Below are 21556 nucleotides of genomic sequence, written 5' to 3' on the forward strand. Positions count from 1 at the left end.
GCGTCCATGGAGTCGCCGCACCAGCGTCTTCAACGCGTCGCTCGACGCGTTTCGCGGGCATTAAAGCGGAGGTCCGTCATGCGCATTCCCGCGCACTCGGTCTGCACGGCCATCCGGGACGACATCGTCTCCGGTGTCTACGAACGCGGCACGCGGCTCACCGAAGAACTCCTCGCCCGCCGCTACGGCGTCTCGCGCGTCCCCGTGCGCGAGGCCCTGCGCACCCTGGAGGCCGAGGGCTTCGTCGTCACCCGCAGACACGCGGGCGCCTGCGTCGCCGAGCCGACCGAGCAGGACGCCGCCGACCTCCTGGAGGTCCGCACGCTCCTGGAGCCGCTGGCGGCCGCCCGCGCGGCCCAGCGCCGCACCGAAGCCCATCTGAAGGTCCTGCGCGGCCTCGTGCGACTCGGTCAGGAGCGGGCCCGGCGCGGCGGCGGCGAGGACCTGCGCGCGCTCGACGGCTGGTTCCACGAGACGCTCACCCAGGCCTCCGGCAGCCCCGGCCTCATCGCCCTGCTCACCCAGCTCCGCCACAAGGTCGCCTGGATGTACGTGGCGGACGCGCCGGCCGCGGCCACGGACCTGTGGGCCGGGCATGCCGCGGTCGTCGACGCGGTCGCCCGCCAGGACGCGGACCGGGCCCGCGCGCTCACGCTCCTGCACGCCGAGCGCACGGCGTCCGCGTACCGGCCGCGCGCCGGGCGTGTGAGGGGTTCGCAACACGCCGTCAACAAAGTAGGCGTACGGAATTAACAGGCGCCCCGTACACAGGATTACGCCCTGTACGCAGGATTACGCCCCGTACGCAGGATTAACGGAGTGCGCGTACGCGACCTCATGCGTGGCGCCGTGAAAGCCCGGCATGCCCGTGGGGGAATTCCCCGCCGGATTTACTCGCGGGGGCGCCGCCTTTGTGCCACCGGTGGTGCGCCACCGGCTCATGAATTCGCATAGGGCGTTCGCCGGGCGGGACCCCGCAGGGGTGCGCCTCGGGGTGCGCCCCCGGAAAACGACGGAGCCGCGCGGCCACCGAGTGGCTCGCGCGGCTCCGGCACGTGGTGTCCGACCGTGTCAGACGGTCTCCGGGAGCTCCTCGAGGCCCTCGGCGACGAGCTTCGCCAGCCGGTCCAGGGCGGCGTCCGCGCCCTCGGCGTCCGAAGCGAGCACGATCTCCTCGCCGCCCTGCGCGCCCAGGCCGAGCACCGCGAGCATCGAGGCCGCGTTGACGGGGTTGCCGTCGGCCTTCGCGATCGTCACGGGGACGCCCGAGGCCGTGGCCGCACGGACGAAGATGGAGGCGGGCCGGGCGTGGAGGCCCTCGGCCCAGCCGACGTTGACGCGGCGCTCAGCCATGTGTTGCTGCCCTTCCAGGTGTCTCACACTTGTCTAGACCAGTGTCTCATGCCGACCCGAGTGCTCCCGCAGGACCGGCGGAGCGCTGCCCCACGGGCCGCGTCCCGCCACCCGAGGGCCTTCGACCCCTCCTACATTGCCCCGGGCCCGGCGGCCGCGCGACCCGTACCCTGGCCCCATGCAGACCCCGGCGGACGGCTCAGCGCACACCTCGTCGGACAGTGCCGCGCACGCTCCGGCGGACGGCACGGCGCCCACCGCCCCGCGCACGCCTGTGCCCGCCGCCCCGCACGCCCCCGCGGCCGACGCCGCCTCCGCCCCGGCGGCGGACCAGCACCCCTACCCCTCCCACTGGGAGGCCGACGTGGTGCTGCGCGACGGTGGGACCGCCCGCATCCGGCCCATCACCGCCGCCGACGCGGAACGTCTGGTCAGCTTCTTCGAGCAGGTCTCGGACGAGTCGAAGTACTACCGCTTCTTCGCGCCCTACCCCCGCCTGTCCGCCAAGGACGTGCACCGCTTCACGCACCACGACCACGTGGACCGCGTCGGGCTCGCGGCCACCATCGGCGGCGAGTTCATCGCCACCGTCCGCTACGACCGCATCGACGCCCAGGGCCGCCCCGCCTCCGCCCGCCCGTCTCCCACCACCACCCTTGCCGGAGGGCGCTCCGCGCCCGCCCCGCCCGTCTCCGACGAGGCCGAGGTCGCCTTCCTGGTCCAGGACGCCCACCAGGGCCGCGGCGTCGCCTCCGCGCTGCTCGAACACATCGCCGCCGTCGCCCGCGAACGCGGCATCCGCCGCTTCGCCGCCGAAGTCCTGCCTTCCAACACCAAGATGGTGAAGGTCTTCACGGACGCCGGATACCAGCAGCAGCGCAGCTTCGAGGACGGCGTCGTGCGCCTCGAACTCGACCTGGAGCCCACCGACCGCTCCGTCGCCGTGCAGCACGCCCGCGAACAGCGCGCCGAGGCCCGCTCCGTCCAGCGGCTGCTCGCGCCCGGCTCCGTCGCGGTCGTCGGCGTCGGCCGCGCCGAGGGCAGCGTCGGCCGCGGCGTCCTGCGCAACCTGCTGCGCGCGGGCTTCACCGGCCGCGTCCACGCCGTCAACCGCGCCTTCACGGAGCAGGCCACCACCGAGGGCGTCGAGGGAGCCCCCGCCCACCGTTCCGTGCGCGACATCGCCGGGCCCGTCGACCTCGCCGTCATCACCGTCCCCGCCGAGCACGTGCCGGAAGCGGTCGCCGAGTGCGGCGAACACGGCGTCCAGGGCCTCGTCGTCCTCTCCGCCGGATACGCCGAGAGCGGCCCCGAAGGACTGGAGCGCCAGCGCGAACTCGTCCGCCAGGCCCGCTCCTACGGCATGCGCCTCATCGGCCCCAACGCCTTCGGCGTCATCAACACCGCTTCCGCCGTCCGCCTGAACGCCTCGCTGGCCCCCGAACTGGCCGCCGCGGGCCGCATCGGCCTGTTCACCCAGTCCGGTGCCATCGGCATCGCCCTGCTGTCCCGGCTGCACCGCCGCGGCGCGGGCCTGTCGTCCTTCGTCAGCGCGGGCAACCGCGCCGACGTCTCCGGCAACGACGTCCTCCAGTACTGGTACGACGACCCCGACACCGACGTCGCGCTCATGTACCTGGAGTCCATCGGCAACCCCCGCAAGTTCACCCGCCTCGCCCGCCGCGCCGCCGCCGCGAAGCCCCTCGTCGTCGTCCAGGGCGCCCGGCACAGCGGCATCGCCCCCACCGGCCACGCCGGGGCCGCGACCCGGCTGCCGCACGCCACCGTCTCCGCGCTGCTCCGCCAGGCCGGGGTCATCCGCGTCGACACCGTCACCGAGCTCGTCGACGCCGGGCTCCTGCTCGCGGGCCAGCCGCTGCCCGCCGGGCCCCGCGTCGCCATCCTCGGCAACTCCGAGTCCCTCGGCCTGCTCACCTACGACGCGTGCGTCGCCGAAGGCCTGCGCCCGCTGCCCCCGCGCGACCTGACCACGGCCGCGACGCCCGAGGACTTCCGCGCCGCCCTCGGTGCCGCGCTCGCCGCCGACACCTGCGACGCGGCCGTCGTCACCGTCATCCCCTCGCTCGGCGAGTCGAGCCGCGCGGGCCAGGGGGAGACCCTGGCCACCGCCCTGCGGGCCGCCGCGGCCGCGTGCCCCACCAAGCCCGTTGCCGTCGTCCACGTGGAGCTCGGCGAGCTGGCCGAAGCCCTCTCCGCCGCCGCGAGCACCAAGCCCGGGTCACCCGCCGCCCGCCCTGCCGACCGGCCGCCCGCCGTCCCGCCCACGGCCGAGGCCCCGCCGCCGCACGCCCGCATCCCCGCCTACCCCGCGGCCGAGCGGGCCGTGCGCGCCCTCGCCGAAGCCGTCACCTACGCCCAGTGGCGGCACGACATCGCCGACCCCGGCAAGGTGCCCGAGTACGACGACATCGACGAACAGGGCGCCGCCGGCCTCATCGCGGACCTCCTCGCCAAGGGCGGCGACCCTCACGGCCTGACCCTCGACCCCGACGACGCCCGCGACCTGCTCGGCCGCTACGGCATCGCCGTCCACGCCGTCCTGCCCGCGCCCGACGCCGACGCGGCCGCCGACGCCGCCGACAGGCTCGGCTACCCCGTCGCCCTCAAGACCACCGCCCCGCACCTGCGCCACCGCCCCGACCTCGGCGGCGTACGCCTGGACCTCGCCGACGAGGAACAGCTGCGCCGCGCCTACCGCGAGCTCGCCCACGCCCTCGGCCGCCCCGCCGAGCTGCGGCCCGTCGTCCAGGCCATGGTCGCGCGGGGCGTCGACACCGTGGTGCGCGCGGGGCACGACCCCGCCGCCGGAGCGGTGCTGTCCTTCGGCCTTGCGGGCGCGGCGTCCGAACTCCTCGGGGACACCGCCCACCGACTGATTCCCGTCACCGACCGCGATGCGCGCACCCTCGTGGGATCGATCCGGACCGCGCCCCTCCTCTTCGGCTGGCGCGGTGCGGCCCCCGTGGACACCCCCGCCCTGGAGGAGCTCCTCCAGCGGGTCTCGCGCCTGGTCGACGACCATCCCGAAGTGGTCACCGTCTCACTGGAACCGGTGGTCGTCGCCCAGGACGGCCTGTCCGTCCTCAGCGGCACCGTCCGCCTCGCCCCGCCCCCGGCCCGCGACGACCTCGGGCCGCGCACCCTGCCCGCCTACTGACGAGCCCGCGGCGCCCGCCGAGGCGGCCACCGCGCACCGTCGGGCGGGCGCCGGGCCGTAGGATGGGCGTCATGGCAAAGACCGGTACCACGACCCAGGGGCTGCGCGCGGCGATCGAGCGCAGCGGCTACTACCCGGCCCTCGTGGCCGAGGCGGTGGAGGCCGCGGTCGGCGGCGAGACCATCGGGTCGTACCTGGTCCACCAGGAGACCACCTTCGACGCCAACGAAGTACGCCGTCATGTGACGGTGCTCGTCCTCACCGACACCCGCTTCATCGTCAGCCACACCGACGAGCAGGCGGCCGACAGCACCTCGCCGACCCCGTACGCCACGACTTCCACCGAGTCCGTGAAGATCGGCCGGATCTCGTCGGTCGTCGTCAGCCGCGTCGTCGCCAACCCCGAGAAGTACGTTCCCGGCTCCCTGCCCCGTGAGGTCGTCCTCACCATCGGCTGGGGCGCCGTCTCCCGCATCGACCTCGAACCGGCCGCCTGCGGCGACCCCAACTGCGAGGCCGACCACGGCTACACGGGCAGCTCCACCGCCGACGACCTCAGCCTGCGCGTCAGCGAGGCCGGCGACGGCCCCGACACGGTCCGCCAGACCCTCGCCTTCGCCCAGGCCCTCTCCGAGGCCACGGCGGCCACCGCCGGCGGCACGGGCGCCACCCGCTGATGGTCACAGCCGACTGGACCGGCGGCTGGGACGACGTACAGCCCCTGGAGCTCGCCACCGCACCCCTGCCCGAGTACGGCACCGGGTCGCTCGCCGACCTGCTGCCCACCCTCGTCGCGCACCAGGAGGTCGACGGCTTCGCGCCCGCCATCGCCGAGCTGGCCCCCGCCGACCGGAACTGCGTCTTCCTGATCGATGGCCTCGGCTGGGAGCAGCTGCGCGCCCACCCCGCCGAAGCGCCGTTCCTGACCTCGCTCCTCGGCTCCTCGCGCGGCGGCACCGGACGCCCCATCACCGCGGGCTTCCCCGCCACCACGGCCACCTCCCTCGCCTCCGTCGGCACCGGCCTGCCCCCGGGCGCCCACGGCCTGCCCGGGTACACCGCCCGCAACCCCGACACCGGCGAGCTGATGAACCAGCTCCGCTGGAAGCCCTGGACCGACCCGCACGCCTGGCAGCCCTACCCCACGGTCTTCCGGCGCGCCCACGAGGCGGGCGTCCACACCGCCCAGGTCTCCTCGCCGACCTTCGAGCACACGCCGCTCACCAAGGTCGCGCTGAGCGGCGGCACCTTCCGCGGCCGCCTCTCCGGCGAGGACCGCATGGACCTCGCCGCCGAGCAGCTCGCCGCCGGTGACCGCTCGCTGGTCTACACGTACTACGCGGAGGTCGACGGCAAGGGCCACCGCTTCGGCCTGGACTCCGACGCCTGGCGCGGCCAGCTCATGTACGTCGACCGTCTCGTCCAGCGCCTGGCCGAGCAGCTCCCGCCGCGCAGCGCCCTGTACGTCACGGCCGACCACGGCATGGTCGACATCCCCTTCGACGACGAGTCCCGGATCGACTTCGACGAGGACTGGGAGCTGCGCGCGGGTGTCGCCCTGCTCGGCGGCGAGGGCCGCGCCCGCCACGTCTACGCCGTCCCCGGCGCCGAGGCCGACGTCCTCACCGTCTGGCGGGAGGTCCTCGGGGACCGCTTCTGGGTGGCCGGACGCGAGGAGGCCATAGCCGCGGGGTGGTTCGGCCCGCGCGTCGACGAGCGCGTCCACGGCCGCATCGGCGACGTGGTGGCCGCCGCCCACGACGACGCCCTGATCATCGCCTCCCGCACCGAGCCCCACGAGTCCGCGATGGTCGGCAACCACGGCTCCATGACCCCCGCCGAACAGCTCGTACCGCTGCTCGAAGTACGCTCCTAGCCGCCGCGCGCCCCCGCACGCCCCCACATGACGAAAGGCCCTCAACTCCCCATGCCTGAGCTGGTGTTCTTCTCCGGAACGATGGACTGCGGGAAGAGCACCCTCGCGCTGCAGATCGAGCACAACCGCTCGGCCCGCGGCCTGGAGGGGTTGATCTTCGCGCGCAACGACCGCGCGGGCGCGGGCAAGCTCTCCTCCCGCCTCGGCCTCGTCACCCAGGCCCTCGAAGTCGCCGACGGGCTCGACTTCTACGCCCACCTCGTCGACCGCCTCTCGCAGGGCGGCCGCGCCGACTACGTCATCGTCGACGAGGCGCAGTTCCTCACCCCGGAGCAGGTCGACCAGCTCGCGCGCGTGGTCGACGACCTCGGCCTCGACGTCTTCGCCTTCGGCATCACCACCGACTTCCGCACCCGGCTCTTCCCCGGCTCGCAGCGGCTCGTCGAGCTCGCCGACCGCATAGAGGTCCTCCAGGTCGAGGCCCTGTGCTGGTGCGGCGCCCGCGCCACCCACAACGCCCGCACCGTCGGCGGCCACATGGTCGTCGAAGGCGCTCAGGTCGTCGTCGGAGACGTCAACCAGGCCGCCGACGAGGTGGGTTACGAGGTCGTGTGCCGCCGTCACCACCGCCGTCGCATGACCGCCGCGTCCGCCCACGCGGGCGCCCTGTCGCCCGACGTCCTGCCGCTCGACAGCGACAGCGCCGTCGGCACCCTGGAGCGCTCCTAGGGCCTCTGGGGCCGCTGGAGCCTGAGGGACCTCTGGAGCCCCCGGAGCGCGCCGTCAGGGCGTCCCCGGCGGCTCCTGGCACGACCGCTCGGTGTGCACGAGCGTGAACACCGCGCCCTCCGGGTCGGCGACCGTCGCGATCCGCCCGTACGTGCCCTCACGCGCGGGACGCACGAGACGGCCGCCGAGCCCGACCGCCCGCTCCACGGCCGCGTCCACGTCCGCCGCCTCGAAGTACGTCATCCAGTACGCGCCCCGGTCGCGCGGCAGCGCGCCGCCGACGCCGTGCACCGACGCCACCGCACGGCCCTCCAGGAAGAGCGTCAGGAAGTCCGCGTCGGGTGCGCCGGACGCCTCCTCGGTGTAGCCGAACAGCGTCCGGTAGAACTTGGCGACCTCCGCCGTCTCCCGGGTCACCAGCTCGTTCCAGGCGGGTGCGCCGGGCACCCCGGCCACCGCGGCGCCCAGGTGCTCCGCGGGCTGCCAGATGCCGAACACCGCGCCCGCGGGGTCCGACGCGATCGCCATGCGCCCGGCCTCGGCCGCGTCCAGCGGGCCGACGCCGACCGTGCCGCCGCAGTGCCGGGCCGTCTCCGCCGTCTCGTCGGCGTCGTCCGACGCCAGATACGGGGTCCAGGCGATCGGCAGGCGCCGGTCGGCCGGCAGCTCGCCGATCCCGGCCACCTCGCGGTCGTCCAGGAAGGCGCGCACGTAGGGGCCCAGCTGCTGCGGCCCGGGCCGGTACGTCCAGCCGAAGAGCCGCGCGTAGAACTCCTTGGTCGCGGCCAGGTCGTGCGCCATCAGGCTCACCCAGCAGGGCGTGCCGGGTGCGGGCCGCGCGGTCCGTACGCGTCGGCTGTCCGGCCACCGTGCCTCGGTCATCGTCACTCTCTCCTCGGGCCCTCGTGGCGGCGGCAGCTCACGGACGGCACCGGCCGCCGACGCCAGGGGGCCGGATTCGCGATCCGTCATCTGCTGTTCCATGACGTCGCTCGTCCGCCCGCTGCCGTCCGCCACCCGCCGTCGGTCAGCCGCCGCCACTCCGCTTCGACTCGCCTTTCGAACGCGCGTACCCTGGCCGCGCGCATGCCCGTCCGTGCAGATGCTTGCACCACCCGCCGCCCGGCGCCCCCCGGCCGCGCCGCCTTTTCCTGTTTCCTGGCGGAGGATGCCCGGTCTGCCGTTTCCCATCCGTAAACGTGCGATTGCCGAGCCGTGTCCGTCTTCGGTACGGGGCGTGCCCGGTTCCGTACGCCACGTGTTCGGGCGGGTCCGGCCGAGCAGGCTAGCCGGACCTGGACGCGGCGGCCACCCCGTGGGCAAGGTTGGGGCTTATGAAAGCCATCATCTCCGCATCCGAACTCGCGAGCGACCTGGCGGGCGGGAATCCGCCAGTGCTGCTCGACGTCCGCTGGCAGCTCGGCGGCCCGCACCAGCGGCCCGCCTACGAGGAGGCGCACATCCCGTCGGCGGTCTTCGTCGACCTGGACGCGGAACTGGCCGGTCCGGCCGGGGTGGAGGGTCGCCACCCGCTGCCGGACACCGGACGCTTCGGCGCGGCGATGCGGGCGGCGGGCGTCTCGGGGGACCGGGACGTGGTCGTGTACGACGGCGGGCAGGGCTGGGCCGCGGCGCGCGCCTGGTGGCTGTTGCGCTGGGCGGGGCACCCGTCGGTGCGCGTCCTCGACGGCGGGCTCGCGGCCTGGCGCGGCGAGCTGGAGTCCGGTGACGTACGACCGCCCGCGGAGGGCGCGTTCACGCCGGTGCCCGACTCGATCGCGCGGCTCGACGCGGACGGCGCGGCCGCCCTGGCCCGCTCGGGTCTGCTCCTGGACGCCCGGGCCGCGGAGCGCTACCGGGGTGACGTCGAGCCGATCGACCGCGTGGGCGGGCACATCCCGGGTGCGGTCTCGGCCCCCACGACGGAGAACGTCTCCGGGGATGGCCGATTCCGTCCGGCGGGGGAGCTCACGGCCCGCTTCACCGGCCTGGGCGCCGCCGACGCCCCGGAGGTCGGGGTGTACTGCGGCTCGGGGGTCTCGGGCGCCCACGAGGTCCTCGCCCTCGCGGTGGCGGGCATTCCGGCGGCGCTGTACGTCGGTTCGTGGTCGGAGTGGTCCTCGGACGCGGCTCGTCCGGTGGCGAAGGGGCCGGATCCGCAGTAAGGGGCCGGGGACGTCGTCGGCGCGCGCGAAGCCGGGTGCGACGACGTGACCGTCACGCTCCGTAGGCGACTGACTGTCACGTTCTGTGACGAGTGGGTGTCATGTGAAGGGCCCGTACGGATCTTGCGTACGGGCCCTTCGATGTGTCCGCGGGGTGTGCGGAGGATGGTTCCTCCACCTCCGCGCGGCTACTCCTGCTTCTTGCGGCGGGTGCCGAACACGATCTCGTCCCAGCTCGGCACGGCGGCGCGGCGGCCGGGCCGGACGCCGTCCGCCTCGGCCTGGCGGTCCGTGGAGCCGACCAGGCGCTCGCGGTGGCTGGCGACGGCGCGCGGCATCAGCACGTCCGCGTACGCCGAACCGGCCGACGCCGCGGTCGCCGGGGGCTCCTCGGCCTCGGGCTCCTGCTCCGGCTCGTCCTGTGCGGACGGCAGTTCGGAGGGTGCGGTGGTGGGGCGCTCCGGGACGACCATGTCGCCCCGGAAGCTCGGCACCGCCTCCAGGAGGCTGGTCAGCGAGTCCCGCTCCTGCTCGGCGACCGCGCCGCTCGGGCCCGGCTCGTCGGGCTCCGGCGCCGGGGTGCCGGGGCGGTCGAGCGCGCGCTCCAGCGGGCGGTCCCGGGGCAGCCGGGCGATGCGCGGCACGAACGGAAAGCTCGGCTCGGGCGCGGCGATGTCGTCGGTCTCGCCGATGAGGGCGCGGGCCTCGTCGTCGACGGCCTGGACGAGGCGGCGCGGCGGGTCGTACGTCCAGCTGGCGGAGTGCGGCTCGGTGGCGACGCGGTAGACGAGCAGCACCTCCCAGGTGCCGTCGTCGCGGCGCCAGGAGTCCCACTGCACGGACTCCTTGTCGGCGCCGCGCAGCAGCAGCCGCTCCTGGACGGCCTCGCCGAGCTGCGGTCCGGTGTTCTCGCCGGGGCGGCGCACGGGGGTCTTCCGGGCGCGCTCGGCCATGAAGGCGCGCTCGGCGAGGACGGGGCCCTCGAAGCGGCGGACGCGGTCGACGGGGATGCCGGCGAGCGAGGCGACTTCTTCCGCGCTGGCTCCAGCGCGTATACGGGCCTGGATGTCGCGGGGCCGGAGGTGGCTCTCCACCTCGATCTCGATCTGGCCGAGTCTCGGGCGGTCGCCGCGTACGGCGGCACGGAGCCGTTCGTCGATGGGAAGCGTGTACTCCGTGCTGTCCGCAGCCTTCAGCACCAGCCGTGTGCCGTCGTTGCTGACGGCCACGACACGCAGTTCGGGCATGGGGACCTCCCGGGTGGTGCCTGCCGACGTCACGTGCGTCGCTGCTTCCGCTAGTCGAGTGTGGCCTGCCCGGGTGCAGCCTGCCACAACCTTGCCGAGTTGCCCGGCGTGTCGGGCGAGGGCCCGGGATCGCCGTTATGGCACGGTTACCTATTCGCAACGCTAAGTGACCAACTTGGTCACCCTGTGCAGCGAGCCCCCTCCCGGCGGTCCTGGCTGGCTCCGGGCACCCTGGTGGGAGACCGGACCCAGGGCTCGCAACACTACTCCATTCGGGCCACCCGGGTGGACCGGCACGCCGCCGAACTTCTCCCGGGTGAAGGGAGTTGATGGCGTCAAAGGGCGCGAGCGCCCCGCGCACAGGTGGCGCTCTTCACGTAAACGCCAGAAGCGGAACTATTTTCTTCGCACGTACGTCCCTTTCTCATGTGACTCGCGTGGCTCGTACGCGAATCAGGTGTGAAGCCCGCAAGGCGAGAAAGGCGACAAGGGTCGGAGATGCGTGGAAAGCCGGATACCGGCAAGGCGTCGGTAGGCACGTCGGAGGACACGTCGGAAGGCACGTCGGAGGGCGCGCCGAAGAAGCGGCTCGATCTGAGCGTGCCGCAGGTGGCGGGCAGCGCGGTGGCCGCGGTGCTCGCCGCGAAGCTCGCGTCCAGTTTCGGCGTGTACGGAACGATCCTCGGCGCCGGTGTGGTGAGCGGCATCGCCACCTGCGGCGGCACGGTCTTCCAGCACTTCTTCAAGCGCACCGGCGAGCAGATCCGCGACGCCGCGGTGCAGGCCAAGCCGAAGGCGCAGCAGGTGCCGGTGACGGCGGCCACTCCGGTGCCCGAGGTCTTCAGAGCCGCGCCGACCACGCCTCCGCCCGGCCACGCCCCTGGCCGTGCGACCGGTCATGCGTCCGGCTACGCGACCGGCTCGGGCCCGGTGACCACCACCTGGGGCAGGCAGTCGGCACCCCACCGCGTCCCGGACGCCGACCCCACGACCGCGCTGCCGATCGCGGGAGCCGACCCGACGGCCGTGCTGCCGATCGCGGGAGCCGACCCGACGGCCGCGCTGCCGATCGCCGGTGCCGCCGACCCGACGGCCGCCCTGCCCGCGGTCGGGGCGGGCGATCCCACCACCGCCCTGCCCGCCGTCTCCGCCGACACCGAGCAGACGCAGCTCCTCGGATCCGTGGACGCGACGCAGCTGCTGCCGCGCGACCAGAAGACCCAGGTGCTGCGCGCCACGGGCCCCGCGGCTCCCGGCTCGCCGCAGCTGCCGCAACCGCCGTTCCCTTCGGACGAGTTCACCGAGGGCACCACGCACCGCGCACGGGTGACGAGCTGGAAGCGTCCCCTGGTCGCCGCCGCCGTCGTCTTCGGTGTGGCGCTCACCGGCATCACCACGTACGAGCTGGTGAGCGGTCAGAGCTTCAGCGGTGACGACAAGAGCACCTCCATCGCCGACTTCGTGAAGGGCAAGAACTCCTCCTCCGCGTCGGACGATCGGCAGTCCGGCGGTGACTCGGACCAGCCGTCCGACCAGGGCACCACCGGCGAGGACGACGGCTCCCAGCAGGGCGACGACCCCTCCAAGGACTCCGGCGACAAGCCGGACGACGGCACCGGCTCGGACACCGGGACCGACACCGGCAAGGACCAGGGCGGCAAGCCCGACGACGGCGGCAAGGACGACGGCGGTGACTCCGGCGACGGCGGCTCCAAGGTCGACCCGACGCCGACGCCCACCCCCACACCCACACCGACGCCCACCCCGACCCCGACGCCCACCCCGGCCAACGGCGGCGGCGGGAACGGCGCCCAGGAGCAGCAGTCCCCCGAGCAGTGAGCCCGGTGACCGGGCCCCGGACCGGGGCTCAGTCGCCGAGGACCCGCCGCAGATAGGTGTTGGCGAAGAGCCGGTCCGGGTCGAGGCGGTCGCGCAGCGCCGTGAACTCGCCGAAGCGCGGGTAGGCCTTAGCGAAGTACGCGGCGTCGCGGGTGTGGAGCTTGCCCCAGTGGGGCCGCCCCTCGTGGGCGACGAAGATCTGCTCCGCGGCGCTGAAGTACGTGCGGAAGGGCGTGCCCTTGTAGAGGTGCACGGCGATGTAGGCGCTGTCGCGGCCGGACGCCGTGGAGAGCGTGATGTCGTCGGCGGGGGCCGTGCGGACCTCCACGGGGAAGCTGACGCGCAGCGGGGAGCGCTCGATCATCGTCTTCAGCTCCCGCAGCGTGTCCACCAGCGCCTCGCGCGGGACGGCGTACTCCATCTCCACGAAGCGCACGCGCCGGGGGCTGGTGAAGACCTTGTACGGGATGTCCGTATAGGTGCGGGCCGACAGGGCCTTGCTGGAGATCCTGGCGATGGCGGGGATGGTCGCGGGCACGGCACGGCCGAGCGAATTGACGACCTGGAAGAGGCCGTTGGAGAGCAGTTCGTCCTCTACGAAGGCGCTGATCGTGCCGGGCGGGGCCGCGGGGCCCAGGCTGCGGTTGTTCCGCTTGGTGGTGCAGTTGTCGGTGTGCGGGAACCAGTAGAACTCGAAGTGCTCGTTCTCCGTGGCGAGTTCGTCGAACGACCTGGTGACCTGGTCGAACGACATCGGCTCCTCACGTGCCTGGAGGAAGAAGAGGGGCTCTACGGAGAACGTGATCGCGCTGATGACGCCCAGCGCGCCGAGGCCCACGCGCGCGGCGGCGAAGACGTCGGGGTGCTCGTCCCGGGAGCAGGTGAGGACCTGGCCGTCCGCGGTGACCAGTTCGAGCGCTGCGATCTGGGCGGCCATCGACGCGGAGTCGCGGCCCGTGCCGTGCGTCCCGGTGCTGACGGCCCCCGAGACCGTCTGCTCCATGATGTCGCCCATGTTCGTCAGCGACAGGCCCTCGCGGGCGAGCGCGGCGTTCAGGCGCTTGAGCGGGGTGCCCGCCTCGACGGTGACGGTGCCCGCGGCGTGGTCGATCGCACGGATGCCCGTGAGCAGGTCGGGGCGTATCAGCAGGCCGTCGGTCGCGGCGGCGGCCGTGAAGGAGTGGCCGGTGCCCACGGGCTTCACCGGCAGGCCGTCGGCCCTGGCCCCGCGGACCGCAGCGACGAGCTCGTCGACCGAGGCGGGCGTCGCCTCGCGCGCGGGGTGCGCGCTGACGGTGCCCGCCCAGTTACGCCACGCCGCTCGACTCCTCCCGCTGGTCACTGCCGCGCCCCTGCCCGTTGCCCTGCTCATGGGTCCCTCCCCGTCGCGGATCCGGCCGCTTCAGCCGGCGATACCCCAGGAACCCGACCGCCGCCGCGAGCGCCCCGGCCACGCCCGGCACGCCGTACCCGGCGCTCGGTCCCGCGGCGTCGATCACCCAGCCGGCCACGGAGGAGCCGAGCGCGATCCCGACGGCGAGCCCGGTGCTGACCCAGGTCATGCCCTCGGTCAGCTTCGCGCGTGGTACGTGCTGTTCGACGAGGGCCATGGTCGTGATCATCGTCGGTGCGATGGACAGGCCCGCGAGGAAGAGCGCCGCGGCCAGGAACGGCAGGCTCCCGACCAGTTGCAGCGGGATCATACTCACGGCCATCGCGCAGAGACCCACCAGCCACCTGCGCGCGGGCGCCCCGCTGAAGTGCACCAGGCCGAAGCCGACGCCCGCGAGGCACGAGCCGAGCGCGTACACGGCGAGGACCAGGCTCGCGGCGCTCTTGTGGCCCTCCTCCTCGGCGAAGGCGACCGTGACCACGTCCACGGCGCCGAAGATCGTGCCCGTGGCGACGAACGCGGCGACCAGGACCTGGAGGCCGGGGGAGCGCAACGCCGAGCCCCGGGTGTGGTGTTCGCGCGGGTGCGGCACCGGCTCGGTGGCGCGCTGCGCGGTCAGCCAGAAGACGCCCACGGCGAGGAACACGGCTGCGAGCAGCGGCCCCGACTCGGGGAACCACACCGTGGACAGGCCGATCGAGATGATCGGCCCGAAGATGAAGCAGATCTCGTCCACGACGGACTCGAAGGAGTACGCCGTGTGCAGCTGCGGGGTGCCGCCGTACAGGGCCGCCCAGCGCGCCCGGACCATCGAGCCGAGGCTCGGCACGCAGCCCGCGACCGCGGCGAAGACGAACAGCGTCCAGTCCGGCAGCTCGAACCGCGCGGCCAGCAGCAGGCCCGCGACGGCGACGAGCGCCACCAGGGTCGCGGGCCGCAGCACCCGGCGCTGGCCGTGCCGGTCCACGAGCCGGGATATCTGCGGGCCCATCGCGGCGGCGGACAGCGCGACCGTCGCCGACAGGGCGCCCGCGAGGCCGTACCGCCCGGTCATCTGGGAGACCATCGTCACGACGCCGATGCCCATCATCGACAGGGGCATCCGCCCGATGAGACCGGCGGCGGAGAAGCCCTTGCTGCCGGGGGCGGCGAAGAGGGCGCGGTAGGGGCTCGGCACGTGGACTCCGCGGGGGCGCAGGGGCGGCCGACCCGGGAGGGGTCGCGCGGCTCCGGTAAGGCGTGAAGATGGCTGATACAGCTTACGGCCGCGAGGCCCTCCGGCGCACCGGTAATTTCCGTCCCGCGCGAATCACCGGGGGAGTGCCGGTGCAGCACTGGGGCAGCGCCCACACACGTGCCGGGGCAGCGCCCACACACGTGCCGGGGAAGCGCCCACACACGCGCTGGGGAAGCGCCCGTACATGTGCCGGGGAGGCGCCCGTACACGTGCCGGAGAAGCGCCACGCACGTGCCGGGGGAGCCTCGCGCGAGCGCGGGGAAACGACGGCGTCCCCGGTGCGGCGAAGCGGCGTCGTCCCCGGTGAGGAGTACCGCCGTTTTCCGGCTGTCAGTGCCGAGTGGCAGGATCAAAGACATGTCCGATGCGCTGGATTCCCCACTGGATCCCACTCCGTACGACGCCTTGCTGCTGCTCTCGTTCGGCGGGCCCGAGGGCCCGGACGACGTCGTTCCGTTCCTGGAGAACGTGACGCGGGGCCGCGGCATCCCCAAGGAGCGTCTGAAGGAGGTGGGGCAGCACTACTTCCTCTTCGGCGGCGTCAGCCCCATCAACGACCAGAACCGCGCCCTGCTCGACGCCTTGCGCAAGGACTTCGCGGACCACGGCCTCGACCTGCCGGTGTACTGGGGCAACCGCAACTGGGCGCCGTATCTGACGGACACCCTGCGGGACCTCGCGCGCGACGGCCACCGCCGCGTGCTCACCCTCACCACCAGCGCCTACGCCTCGTACTCGGGCTGCAGGCAGTACCGCGAGAACCTGGCGGACGCCCTGGCGACCCTCCGGGAGGAGGGCCTGGAGCCCCCGCGCGTGGACAAGCTGCGGCACTACTTCAACCACCCGGGCTTCGTGCGCCCCATGGTCGACGGCGTCCTGAAGTCCCTGGCCGACCTCCCCGAAGAGGTGCGGGACGGCGCGCACCTGGCGTTCACCACGCACTCCATCCCGACGGCCGCGGCCGACACCTCGGGCCCGGTGGCCGGCCACGGCGACGGCGGGGCGTACGTGCGCCAGCACCTGGACGTCGCCCGCGTCATCGTGGACGCCGTGCGCGCCGAGACCGGCGTCGACCGCCCCTGGGAGCTGGTCTACCAGTCGCGCTCCGGGGCCCCGCACATCCCGTGGCTGGAGCCCGACATCTGCGACCACCTGGAGGAGCGGCACGGCGCCGGGGCGCCCGCCGTGGTGATGGTCCCGATCGGCTTCGTGTCGGACCACATGGAGGTCCTGTACGACCTCGACACCGAGGCCACGGCGAAGGCGGCCGAGCTCGGCCTGCCGGTGCGGCGCTCGGCCACCGTGGGCGCCGACCCGCGGTTCGCCGCCGCGGTGCGCGAGCTGGTCCTGGAGCGCGCGGCGGCCGAGAGCGGCCGCGCGGTGACGCCCTGCGCCCTGGGTGCGCTCGGCGCCAGTCACGACCTGTGCCCGGTGGGCTGCTGCCCGGCACGCACCCCGAAGCCCGCCGCCGCGGGCGCCGACAGCCCCTTCGCCTGAGGAGCCCCCGTGACCGACCACTCCACCGCTCTGGACGGCCTGAAGGCCGAGCTCCTCGCCGTCGCCCTGGAGGCCGCGCACCGGGCCGGTGAGCTGCTGCGCGACGGCCGCCCGGACGACCTGGGGGTGGCCGCCACGAAGAGCAGCGCCGTCGACGTCGTCACGGAGATGGACATCGCGTCGGAGAAGCTCATCACGGACTTCCTCGCCGAGCGCAGGCCCGATGACGGCGTGCTCGGCGAGGAGGGCGCGAGCTCCGAGGGCAGCAGCGGCGTCCAGTGGGTGATCGACCCCATCGACGGCACCGTGAACTACCTGTACGGACGGCCGGACTGGGCGGTGTCCATCGCCGCGCGCGCGGGCGGCGAGACCCTCGTCGGCGTCGTGCACGCGCCCGTGCGCGGCGAGACGTTCCGCGCGGTGCTCGGCCAGGGCGCGTACGTCAACGACAGGCGGGCGCGCACCCGCCCCGCGCCCCCGTTCGAGCAGGCCCTGATCGGCACCGGCTTCGGGTACGTCGCACAGCGCCGCGCCCACCAGGCCGAGGTCGCCCGGGAGCTGCTGCCGCTCGTGCGGGACATCCGCCGCTGCGGCTCGGCGGCGATCGACCTGTGCGACGTGGCGGCGGGCCGTCTGGACGCGTACTACGAACGCGGCCTGAACCCCTGGGACTTCGCCGCCGGAGACCTCGTGGCGCGCGAGGCGGGTGCGCTCACCGGCGGCCGCCCCGGCGAGCCCCTGTCCGGCGAGCTGACGGTGGCGGGCCCGCCCGGCCTCTTCGAGCCCCTGCAGACGTTCCTGGACGAGCGGGGCGCCTGGCACGACTAGGCCGGGCCGTACGACCCGGGACGACACACCAGGGCCCCGGCCCCCGTGGACGCGGGGTGCCGGGGCCCTGGCACAGGACGTGTCGGCCGGTCAGGAGGACGAGACAGCGACCTCCACGCCGTGCTCGGCGGCCAGGCGGTGGAGGTCTTCCAGCTCGGCCAGCTCGACCTCGGCCAGGAAGTCGTCGCCCGTCTCGCGGGCCTGCGCGAGGTCGGATTCCGTGGTCTTTATGCGCTGCAGGAGACCTGCGGTGAATGCGTCCATGGTTGCGCCCCCTCGGCTGGGTCGTGTGGGTCGGTGGCACGGGGGTGTGCCCGAGAAGCGGCGATCACGTCCGATGACGCTGCGTGGAGCGCGCCGTGGCACATCACATACGAAGCGTGATCGCGGGGTGTAAGGCCGTCCTCCCCCCGGCCTTCCTCACGGAAACCTCAAACACCGGCGGAAGTCCGAGAAATTCCCGTGTTCCCAGGGGCACCGGCCGTCTTACAGCCGGTTTATGGCCGAAAGGGGCAGGATGGAGGTCTCACCCCCAGATCAGACCTGCCCTCGCCCACGGGAGAACCGGGGCCGGGCACAGAGGAAGGACAGCGACGTGCGCGTACTCGTCGTCGAGGACGAGCAGCTGCTCGCCGATGCGGTGGCCACCGGACTGCGCCGGGAGGCCATGGCCGTCGACGTCGTGTACGACGGCGCGGCCGCCCTGGAGCGCATCGGCGTGAACGACTACGACGTGGTCGTCCTGGACCGCGACCTCCCGCTCGTGCACGGCGACGACGTCTGCCGCAAGATCGTCGAGCTCGGCATGCCGACGCGCGTCCTGATGCTCACCGCCTCCGGCGACGTCAGCGACCGCGTCGAGGGCCTGGAGATCGGCGCCGACGACTACCTGCCCAAGCCGTTCGCGTTCAGCGAGCTGACGGCCCGCGTGCGCGCCCTGGGCCGGCGCACCAGCGTGCCGCTGCCGCCCGTCCTGGAGCGCGCCGGCATCAAGCTCGACCCGAACCGCCGCGAGGTGTTCCGCGAGGGCCGAGAGATCCAGCTCGCGCCGAAGGAGTTCGCCGTCCTGGAGGTCCTGATGCGCAGCGAGGGCGCCGTGGTCTCCGCCGAGCAGCTCCTGGAGAAGGCCTGGGACGAGAACACGGACCCGTTCACGAACGTCGTCCGCGTCACGGTCATGACCCTGCGCCGCAAGCTCGGCGAGCCCGCCGTCATCGTCACGGTGCCCGGCTCGGGCTACCGGATCTGATCTCCGGTGGCCGCGACACCGGCGCCGCCAGCGGCGCCCCCCAAGCCGACATGGGACCCTCGGAAGGTCGAACCGCCCTTCCCGTGGCTGCGCCCCACCATCCGCATAAGGCTCACGCTCCTGTACGGCGGCATGTTCCTGATCGCGGGCATCCTGCTGCTCTCGATCATCTACCTGCTCGCCGCGCAGGCGCTGAACGTGGGCAGTGAGCTGCCCTTCAAGATCGTCTCGGGCCGGGTGGAGAGCAAGGTCTGCGACCTGCCGAGCCGCGCCTCGCCGGACGAGTTCAACGCCGCGATGAACGCGTGCGTGAACGAACAGCGCCAGCACGCCCTGGACAACCTCCTGAGCCGCTCGCTGCTCGCCCTGCTCGGCCTCGCCGTGATCGCCTTCGCCTTCGGGTACGCGATGGCGGGCCGCGTCCTGTCGCCGCTCGGCCGCATCACCCGTACCGCACGCCGCGTGGCGGGCACGGACCTCAAGCGCCGCATCGAACTGGACGGCCCCGACGACGAGTTGAAGGAGCTCTCCGACACCTTCGACGAGATGCTGGACCGCCTGGAGCGCGCCTTCACGGCCCAGCAGCGCTTCGTCGGCAACGCCTCGCACGAGCTGCGCACCCCGCTCGCGATCAACCGCACGCTCCTCGAAGTACAGCTCTCCGATCCGGGCGCACCGCCCGAGCTCCAGCAGCTCGGCAAGACCCTCCTCGCCACCAACGAGCGCAGCGAGCAGCTCGTGGAGGGCCTGCTGCTGCTCGCCCGCAGCGACAACCAGATCGTCGAGCGCAAGCCCGTGGACCTCGCCGAGGTCGCCAACCGCGCCGTCGACCAGGCGCGCGCCGAGGCCGAGGACAAGGGCGTCGAGATCCGCGGCGAGCGCGGCCTCGCGATCGTGCAGGGCAACGGCGTCCTCCTTGAGCGCATCGCCCTGAACCTCGTCCAGAACGCCGTCCGGTACAACGTGAAGGAGGCGGGCTGGGTCGAGGTCACCACGGAGGCCCAGCACGGCCAGGCCGTGCTCGTGGTGACGAACACCGGACCCGTGGTGCCCGCCTACGAGATCGACAACCTCTTCGAGCCGTTCCGCAGGCTCCGCACGGAGCGCACCGGCAGCGACAAGGGGGTGGGTCTCGGCCTGTCCATCGCCCGGTCGGTGGCGCGCGCCCACGGGGGCCGTATCATCGCGGAGCCTCGTGAGGGGGGTGGGCTCGTGATGCGCGTCACCCTGCCGATCTGAGATGCTGCCGCGTGACCACGCCGGATGTTCGCTTTGAGCGGAATTTTCAGGATCTGATCCTGCTAATTTCGTGTGTGATCGATCACAGGAGCGAATTTCTGGACATCCACTCTCCGTGACCGCGAAAGTCGTCGGAAAGCCGGGAAAATCCGGGTTTTCGAGGGTCTTGATCACGGGAAGTACACGGGGTGGCGCCCGTGAAGTGCGACATTCGGACCGTGTACGGTCCCGATCGCCATCCAAACCGATCACCTCTTCAGGGGTGCGGTTGGGTGTCGATTGAGTAACAGACCTTGATGTGAGGCAAAATCTCCGCCTCAGGTCGGGCACAAGTCCGGCCTCTCACGCGTTACGTGCGCTGAGACACCGCAGACACCCAGAGGGGGAGAGCGACATGGCAACGGACTACGACACCCCACGCAAGACCGACGACGACGTCGACTCGGACAGCCTTGAAGAGCTGAAGGCCCGGAGGAACGACAAGTCCTCCTCGGCCGTCGACGTCGACGAGTTCGAGGCCGCCGAAGGCCTCGAACTGCCCGGAGCGGACCTGTCCAACGAGGAGCTCGCCGTGCGCGTGCTCCCCAAGCAGCAGGACGAATTCACCTGCATGAGCTGCTTCCTGGTGCACCACCGCAGCCAGCTGGCCCGGGAGAAGAACGGTCAGCCGATCTGCCGCGACTGCGACTGAGGCAGGGTCGGCCGTGACAGGCTCGACCCCGCCCGGGAAGAACCGCTTCGGCGACCACGAAGCGGACGCAGCCGTGCCCGCCGGCGAGACGGACGCCGAGCGGGGCCCTGAGGCCTCGCTCAGGCCTCCCGACGCGCCGGGAGCGGCCCCGGCCGACCTCGTCGGCCACCAGGGCCGGGACAGGGCGCAGAACGGCGCTGAGACGGCGTACGAGGCGGTCCCCGCGCTCGTGCACGAGGCGGCGGTTTCGTCGCCGCACCAGGCCGTCGAAGCCGTGGACACCGCGACGACGGCGGGAGACGAGGGCCCTGTGACCAAGGGCAAGCGTTTCGCCGCCGTCGCGAACGGCTTGAAGAACGGGGCGCTCCGCGGTGGCCGCGGAGCCAAGGCCGGCATCGGCTATCTGGCCGACCGGATCATCGAGAACGCCCCTCGGGTCCCCGTCCGGGACCTGGCCACCCTCCGCGAGCAGTTCCCGGGCCTCGGCCCCGATCAGCTCGCGGACAAGCTCATCGCGGGCGCGGCGAACGCCACCTCCACGGTGGGCGCCGGCGTCGGCGCCGCAGCCATGCTGCCGGTGCCTCCGGCCATGCCCGCGGAGCTCGCCGCCGAGATCACCGGCGTGGCCGCGATCGAGCTGAAGCTCATCGCCGAGCTGCACGAGGTGTACGGACGGCGCCCGCCCGGCACCCTCAAGCAGCGCAGCACCGAGTACCTGCGGTCGTGGACCGAGGAGCGCGGGATCGACGTGGCCAAGCCCGCGTCGGTGAACGCCGCGCTCGGCGGCCAGCTGAAGCGGGAGCTGCGCCAGCAGATCATGAAGCGCATGGTGCGGAACCTGCCGAACCTGATGCCGTTCATGGTGGGAGCCGCGGTCGGGGCGTTCATGAACCGCCGTGACACCAAGAAGCTCGCGGAGCGCGTCCGCGCCGACCTGCGGCGCACCCAGGTGCCCTGGGACGCCCTGGGGGAGCTGCCGCCGCTCACCGGCCCCAAGGAACTGGAGTCCTGATCCTCCGGCGATCCCGGCGCCGC

At 73.2% G+C, this 21556-nt stretch carries 19 protein-coding genes; 13 read left to right on the plus strand and 6 right to left on the minus strand.

The window, feature by feature from the left end:
- Nucleotides 1–78: 78 nt before the first annotated feature.
- Nucleotides 79–753, plus strand: a complete 675-nt coding sequence (locus MQV74_RS30200) for a GntR family transcriptional regulator (RefSeq protein ID WP_242724699.1) — start codon at nucleotides 79–81, stop codon at nucleotides 751–753.
- Nucleotides 754–1071: 318 nt separating this feature from the next.
- Here the strand turns inward: MQV74_RS30200 and MQV74_RS30205 are convergent, their stop codons facing one another.
- A complete protein-coding gene (locus MQV74_RS30205) occupies nucleotides 1072–1353 on the minus strand; it encodes an HPr family phosphocarrier protein (RefSeq protein WP_003981826.1) in 282 nt (93 codons plus the stop codon).
- A gap of 178 nt (nucleotides 1354–1531) precedes the next feature.
- Between MQV74_RS30205 and MQV74_RS30210 the strand changes: the two genes are divergently transcribed.
- From MQV74_RS30210 to MQV74_RS30225, 4 genes are all read left to right on the plus strand, one after another.
- Nucleotides 1532–4531: a bifunctional acetate--CoA ligase family protein/GNAT family N-acetyltransferase gene (locus tag MQV74_RS30210; RefSeq protein ID WP_242724701.1), complete on the plus strand. Its 3000-nt coding sequence runs from the start codon at nucleotides 1532–1534 to the stop codon at nucleotides 4529–4531.
- A 71-nt stretch (nucleotides 4532–4602) separates the two neighbouring features.
- Nucleotides 4603–5208 (plus strand): DUF5998 family protein, encoded by a 606-nt coding sequence (locus tag MQV74_RS30215; RefSeq protein ID WP_242724709.1) that lies wholly within the window; start codon nucleotides 4603–4605, stop codon nucleotides 5206–5208.
- The gene (locus MQV74_RS30220; protein WP_242724711.1) at nucleotides 5208–6407 is read left to right on the plus strand and encodes an alkaline phosphatase family protein; all 1200 of its coding nucleotides are present in this window, start codon (nucleotides 5208–5210) and stop codon (nucleotides 6405–6407) included. Before MQV74_RS30215 ends, MQV74_RS30220 begins: the two co-directional genes overlap by 1 nt.
- Nucleotides 6408–6458: 51 nt before the next feature.
- Nucleotides 6459–7136, plus strand: a complete 678-nt coding sequence (locus MQV74_RS30225) for a thymidine kinase (protein ID WP_138962234.1) — start codon at nucleotides 6459–6461, stop codon at nucleotides 7134–7136.
- Between the two features lie 54 nt (nucleotides 7137–7190).
- Here MQV74_RS30225 and MQV74_RS30230 read toward each other — a convergent pair whose 3' ends face one another.
- Nucleotides 7191–8018 (minus strand): VOC family protein, encoded by an 828-nt coding sequence (locus MQV74_RS30230; RefSeq protein WP_242729235.1) that lies wholly within the window; start codon nucleotides 8016–8018, stop codon nucleotides 7191–7193.
- A 452-nt stretch (nucleotides 8019–8470) separates the two neighbouring features.
- Between MQV74_RS30230 and MQV74_RS30235 the strand changes: the two genes are divergently transcribed.
- On the plus strand, nucleotides 8471–9301 hold the full coding sequence (locus MQV74_RS30235; RefSeq protein WP_242724718.1) for a sulfurtransferase: 831 nt from the start codon (nucleotides 8471–8473) through the stop codon (nucleotides 9299–9301).
- A gap of 188 nt (nucleotides 9302–9489) precedes the next feature.
- Here the strand turns inward: MQV74_RS30235 and sepH are convergent, their stop codons facing one another.
- The gene (sepH, locus tag MQV74_RS30240) at nucleotides 9490–10548 is read right to left on the minus strand and encodes a septation protein SepH (RefSeq protein WP_242724720.1); all 1059 of its coding nucleotides are present in this window, start codon (nucleotides 10546–10548) and stop codon (nucleotides 9490–9492) included.
- Nucleotides 10549–11046: 498 nt separating this feature from the next.
- Here sepH and MQV74_RS30245 point away from each other — a divergent pair, with 498 nt between their 5' ends.
- Entirely contained in the window at nucleotides 11047–12387 is a 1341-nt protein-coding gene (locus tag MQV74_RS30245) for a hypothetical protein (protein WP_242724722.1), read from the plus strand.
- A gap of 28 nt (nucleotides 12388–12415) precedes the next feature.
- Here the strand turns inward: MQV74_RS30245 and MQV74_RS30250 are convergent, their stop codons facing one another.
- Together MQV74_RS30250 and MQV74_RS30255 are read right to left on the minus strand one after the other, a co-directional pair.
- Nucleotides 12416–13759: a D-arabinono-1,4-lactone oxidase gene (locus MQV74_RS30250; protein WP_242724724.1), complete on the minus strand. Its 1344-nt coding sequence runs from the start codon at nucleotides 13757–13759 to the stop codon at nucleotides 12416–12418.
- Nucleotides 13695–14957, minus strand: coding sequence for an MFS transporter (locus MQV74_RS30255; protein WP_242724731.1), 1263 nt, complete (start codon nucleotides 14955–14957; stop codon nucleotides 13695–13697). Before MQV74_RS30255 ends, MQV74_RS30250 begins: the two co-directional genes overlap by 65 nt.
- A 417-nt stretch (nucleotides 14958–15374) precedes the next feature.
- On the opposite strand from MQV74_RS30255, the gene MQV74_RS30260 reads away from it, so the two are divergent.
- Both MQV74_RS30260 and MQV74_RS30265 read left to right on the plus strand, forming a co-directional pair.
- Entirely contained in the window at nucleotides 15375–16514 is a 1140-nt protein-coding gene (locus MQV74_RS30260; protein ID WP_242724738.1) for a ferrochelatase, read from the plus strand.
- A gap of 9 nt (nucleotides 16515–16523) precedes the next feature.
- Nucleotides 16524–17342 carry an inositol monophosphatase family protein gene (locus MQV74_RS30265; RefSeq protein ID WP_242724740.1) on the plus strand — a complete coding sequence of 273 codons (819 nt, stop codon included), beginning with the start codon at nucleotides 16524–16526 and terminating at the stop codon, nucleotides 17340–17342.
- Nucleotides 17343–17432: 90 nt separating this feature from the next.
- Here MQV74_RS30265 and MQV74_RS30270 read toward each other — a convergent pair whose 3' ends face one another.
- Entirely contained in the window at nucleotides 17433–17606 is a 174-nt protein-coding gene (locus MQV74_RS30270) for a hypothetical protein (protein ID WP_242724743.1), read from the minus strand.
- A gap of 331 nt (nucleotides 17607–17937) precedes the next feature.
- Here MQV74_RS30270 and MQV74_RS30275 point away from each other — a divergent pair, with 331 nt between their 5' ends.
- From MQV74_RS30275 to MQV74_RS30290, 4 genes are all read left to right on the plus strand, one after another.
- Nucleotides 17938–18591, plus strand: coding sequence for a response regulator transcription factor (locus MQV74_RS30275; RefSeq protein WP_030680296.1), 654 nt, complete (start codon nucleotides 17938–17940; stop codon nucleotides 18589–18591).
- A 6-nt stretch (nucleotides 18592–18597) separates the two neighbouring features.
- The gene (locus MQV74_RS30280; RefSeq protein WP_242724745.1) at nucleotides 18598–19830 is read left to right on the plus strand and encodes a sensor histidine kinase; all 1233 of its coding nucleotides are present in this window, start codon (nucleotides 18598–18600) and stop codon (nucleotides 19828–19830) included.
- A 394-nt stretch (nucleotides 19831–20224) separates the two neighbouring features.
- Nucleotides 20225–20521, plus strand: a complete 297-nt coding sequence (locus MQV74_RS30285; protein ID WP_030680288.1) for a DUF4193 domain-containing protein — start codon at nucleotides 20225–20227, stop codon at nucleotides 20519–20521.
- A gap of 13 nt (nucleotides 20522–20534) precedes the next feature.
- The gene (locus MQV74_RS30290) at nucleotides 20535–21533 is read left to right on the plus strand and encodes an EcsC family protein (RefSeq protein ID WP_242724747.1); all 999 of its coding nucleotides are present in this window, start codon (nucleotides 20535–20537) and stop codon (nucleotides 21531–21533) included.
- Nucleotides 21534–21556: the final 23 nt, after the last annotated feature.

Origin of the sequence: Streptomyces sp. AN091965 (genome assembly GCF_022698285.1) — a bacterium.
Taxonomy (GTDB): domain Bacteria; phylum Actinomycetota; class Actinomycetes; order Streptomycetales; family Streptomycetaceae; genus Streptomyces.